Raw genomic sequence first — 3,169 nt, forward strand, 5'->3', positions numbered from 1 at the left:
CGGCCAACCCGACCAGGCGAGGGAAGCCGTCGGTCTCCTCGGTCACCCACTGCGCGGCCCACACGCACTCCGCCACCTCGGGCCCGTCATCGGTGCAGTGAGCGCGAGGAGTGAGCCGGGTTTGCGAGCCCCGCAGTCGCGAACGAAAGGTAATCCAGTGAGCGCGAGGAGTGAGCCGGGTTTGCGAGCCCCGCAGTCGCGAACGAAAGGTGGCCCAGTGAGCGCGAGGAGTGAGCCGGGTTTGCGAGCCCCGCAGTCGCGAACGAAAGGTGGCCCAGTGAGCCGGTTCTGCGAGCGAAGGAGTCCCTGTGACCATCGAGTCTGACCGGCTGACACCGGCGCAGTTGCGCACTCTGTTCCTGTTCGAGGCGCTCGATGACGGGCAACTCGCCTGGCTGGCCGAGCACGGCCGGGTCGAGCAGCGTGCCGGCGGCACCCTCGTGTACGGCGAAGGTGAGCCCGCGACCTGCTTCTTCGTGCTGGTGCGCGGGGCGGTGGCGTTGAGTCGCCTGGTGCGCGGCGACGACGTCGAGGTCAGCCGGACCGACCAGCGCGGGGTGTACGGCGGGGCCACTCAGGCGTACCTGGGTGACCAGGTTGAGCAGATCTACCGCAACAGCCTGCGGGCGGTGACCGACGCGGAGTTCTTCGTGCTGCCGGCGGAGGACTTCGCGTACGCCCTGCGGTCCTGGTTTCCGATGCCCATGCACCTGTTGGAGGGGCTGTTCTTCGGGATGCGGGACAGCCAGGCGATCGTCGGTGAGCGGGAGCGGTTGCTGGCCCTCGGTTCGCTCTCGGCGGGGCTGACCCACGAGCTGAACAACCCGGCCGCGGCGGCGGTGCGGGCCACGTCGGTGCTGCGGGACCGGGTGGCCGGGATGCGGCACAAGCTCGCCATGATCGCCGATGGGCGGCTCGACGGGAGCGCCCTGCACGGCCTGGTCGCGTTGCAGGAGGAGGCGGTCGCCCGGGTGGCCACCGTGCCGAAGTTGACCCCGATGGCCACGGCCGACGCCGAGGACACCCTCACCGACTGGCTGGAGGACCATGGCGTCGGCGGGGCCTGGGACCTGGCGCCGATCCTGGTCGGCGGTGGGCTCGACGCTGCCTGGTTGGCGCAGGTGAAGGCCGCGGTCGGTGCCGCGGACCTGGAGGCGGCGGTGCGCTGGCTCACCTACACCGTCGACACCGAGCTGCTGATGCGCGAGATCGGCGACGCTGTCACCCGGATCTCCGGGCTCGTGGACGCCGCCAAGCAGTATTCGCAGCTGGACCGCGCGCCGCACCGGGTGGTGGACGTGCACGACCTGCTCGACGCGACGCTGGTGATGTTCAAGGGCAAGATCCCCGCTGAGGTCAAACTGGCCCGCGAGTACGACCGGGGCCTCCCACCGGTCCCGGCGTACGCGGCCGAGCTGAATCAGGTGTGGACCAACCTGATCGACAACGCGTTGGGCGCGATGGGGGAGAAGGGTGTGCTGACCGTCCGCACCGGACGGATCGGTGACCAGTTGGCGGTGGAAATCACCGACACCGGGCCGGGCATCCCGCCAGAGGTGCGTCCGCGCATCTTCGAGCCGTTCTTCACCACCAAGCCGGTCGGCGCGGGCACCGGTCTGGGGCTGGACATCTCGTACCGGATCGTGGTGCACAAACACCACGGCGACATCCGGGTGGAGACCGAGCCGGGCCGCACCACCTTCCGGGTCCTGCTGCCGATCACGGACGAGCCCCGCGACGCGCCGACTACCTAGAGACAGCAGGTGGTCGCGGGCAGTAGTCTCGGGCGGCATTTGTGATCCCCGCCCGGAGGAGGGTCCGTGGAGTCGATGGCCCGCCAGCGCACCGCTGCTGAGGACGACGACCAGCCGATCGACCCGCCCGGCGACAGCTCGGTGCTGCCGGAGCTGGAGGATCGGGACTGGCTGCACCACGCGCAGGAGTTCGCACACACCAGCTTCTGGGCGGTGGCCCGGCGGCTGCCCCGGCTGGTCCGGGAAGCGGTCGGCCTGGCCTGGTCCACGAACCAGCGCGACACCGTCGCCTCCATCGGCCTGAACATCGCCGCCGGGGTGATGACCACGTTCGGCCTGCTCGCCACGACGAGCGTGCTGCGCGAGTTATTCGCCGCCGGTCCCACCCCGGACCGGGTCCGCTCGGCCCTGCCGGCGCTGATGGTGGCCGCGGCGGCGGTGTCGGCGCGCGGCGGCCTGACCATCGCGGCCGGTTGGGCCCAGGCCCGGCTGACCCCGCAGATCAACTACCAGGTGGAGTTACGGCTGTTCGAGGCCACCACGGCGGTGGACCTGGCCGCGTTCGACGACGCCGGCTTCGCCGAGGAGATGGACCGCGCCCGCGACCGGGGGATGGGCGAGGCGGCGTGGATCGTCGACCACACCGTCAACCTTGTCACCGGCGTGGTCGGTATGCTCGCCACCGCCGTGGCGGTGACCGTCATTCAACCGCTGCTGCTGCCCTGCCTGTTGCTCGCCGCGGTGCCCCAGGCGATCACGGCGGTGCGGATGGCCCGCCGGGAGTACCTGGCGATGCTGGCTCGGATCACCCGCCGACGACGGATGTGGATGCTCGCCCACCTGATGGCCAACCGGCACACCGCCGCCGAGGTGCGCGCCTACCAGATGCGCGACTTCCTGCTCGCCGAGTACCGCGGTGTGATGGCCGTCGAGACCCGTGCCCAGCTGCGGCTGGTCCGCTCGCAGACGGGCACCCGGGTCGTCGGTGCCACGGTGGCGGGGCTGGCCACCTTCGGCGTGTACGCGGTCCTCGGTGGTCTGCTGCTCAGTGGGATGGTCGCCCTCGCCGCCGCGGCCACCGCCCTGCTCGCGTTGCAGTCCGCGCGGACCAGCCTGGGCGTGGCGGTAGTCGCCACGAACTCACTGTACGAGGACGCCCTCTACTACCAGGACTACCAGGACTTCCTGGCCCGCGCCCGGGCCCGGGTGCCGGTCGGAGGCAGTCGGGTGGCCGACGGCGTCGACGTGATCGAGGTGGACGGCGTGAGCCTGCGCTACCCGGACACCGACGCACCGGCGGTGGACCGGGTCAGCCTCACCGTCCCCGGAGTGGTCGCCCTCGGTGGCCAGCCAGTACGCGACCGCGCCGAAGACGGCGCTGTCGGCGACCCGGTCCATGCTTGAGTCGAGGAACG

1 protein-coding gene and 2 pseudogenes are annotated in these 3,169 nt (G+C 71.1%); 1 reads left to right on the top strand and 2 read right to left on the bottom strand.

Annotated features, from left to right (window positions below; all coding sequences use genetic code 11):
- A pseudogene (locus tag ABZ749_RS32560) lies at nucleotides 1-94 on the bottom strand (regulatory iron-sulfur-containing complex subunit RicT); the annotation flags it as partial.
- Nucleotides 95-308: 214 nt separating this feature from the next.
- On the opposite strand from ABZ749_RS32560, the gene ABZ749_RS32565 reads away from it, so the two are divergent.
- Nucleotides 309-1,754, top strand: a complete 1,446-nt coding sequence (locus ABZ749_RS32565) for an ATP-binding protein (RefSeq protein WP_357234637.1) — start codon at nucleotides 309-311, stop codon at nucleotides 1,752-1,754.
- A 1,323-nt stretch (nucleotides 1,755-3,077) separates the two neighbouring features.
- Here the strand turns inward: ABZ749_RS32565 and ABZ749_RS32570 are convergent.
- A pseudogene (locus tag ABZ749_RS32570) lies at nucleotides 3,078-3,169 on the bottom strand (CDP-alcohol phosphatidyltransferase family protein); the annotation flags it as partial.

The organism is Micromonospora sp. NPDC047753 (assembly GCF_040642735.1).
Classification (GTDB): domain Bacteria; phylum Actinomycetota; class Actinomycetes; order Mycobacteriales; family Micromonosporaceae; genus Micromonospora.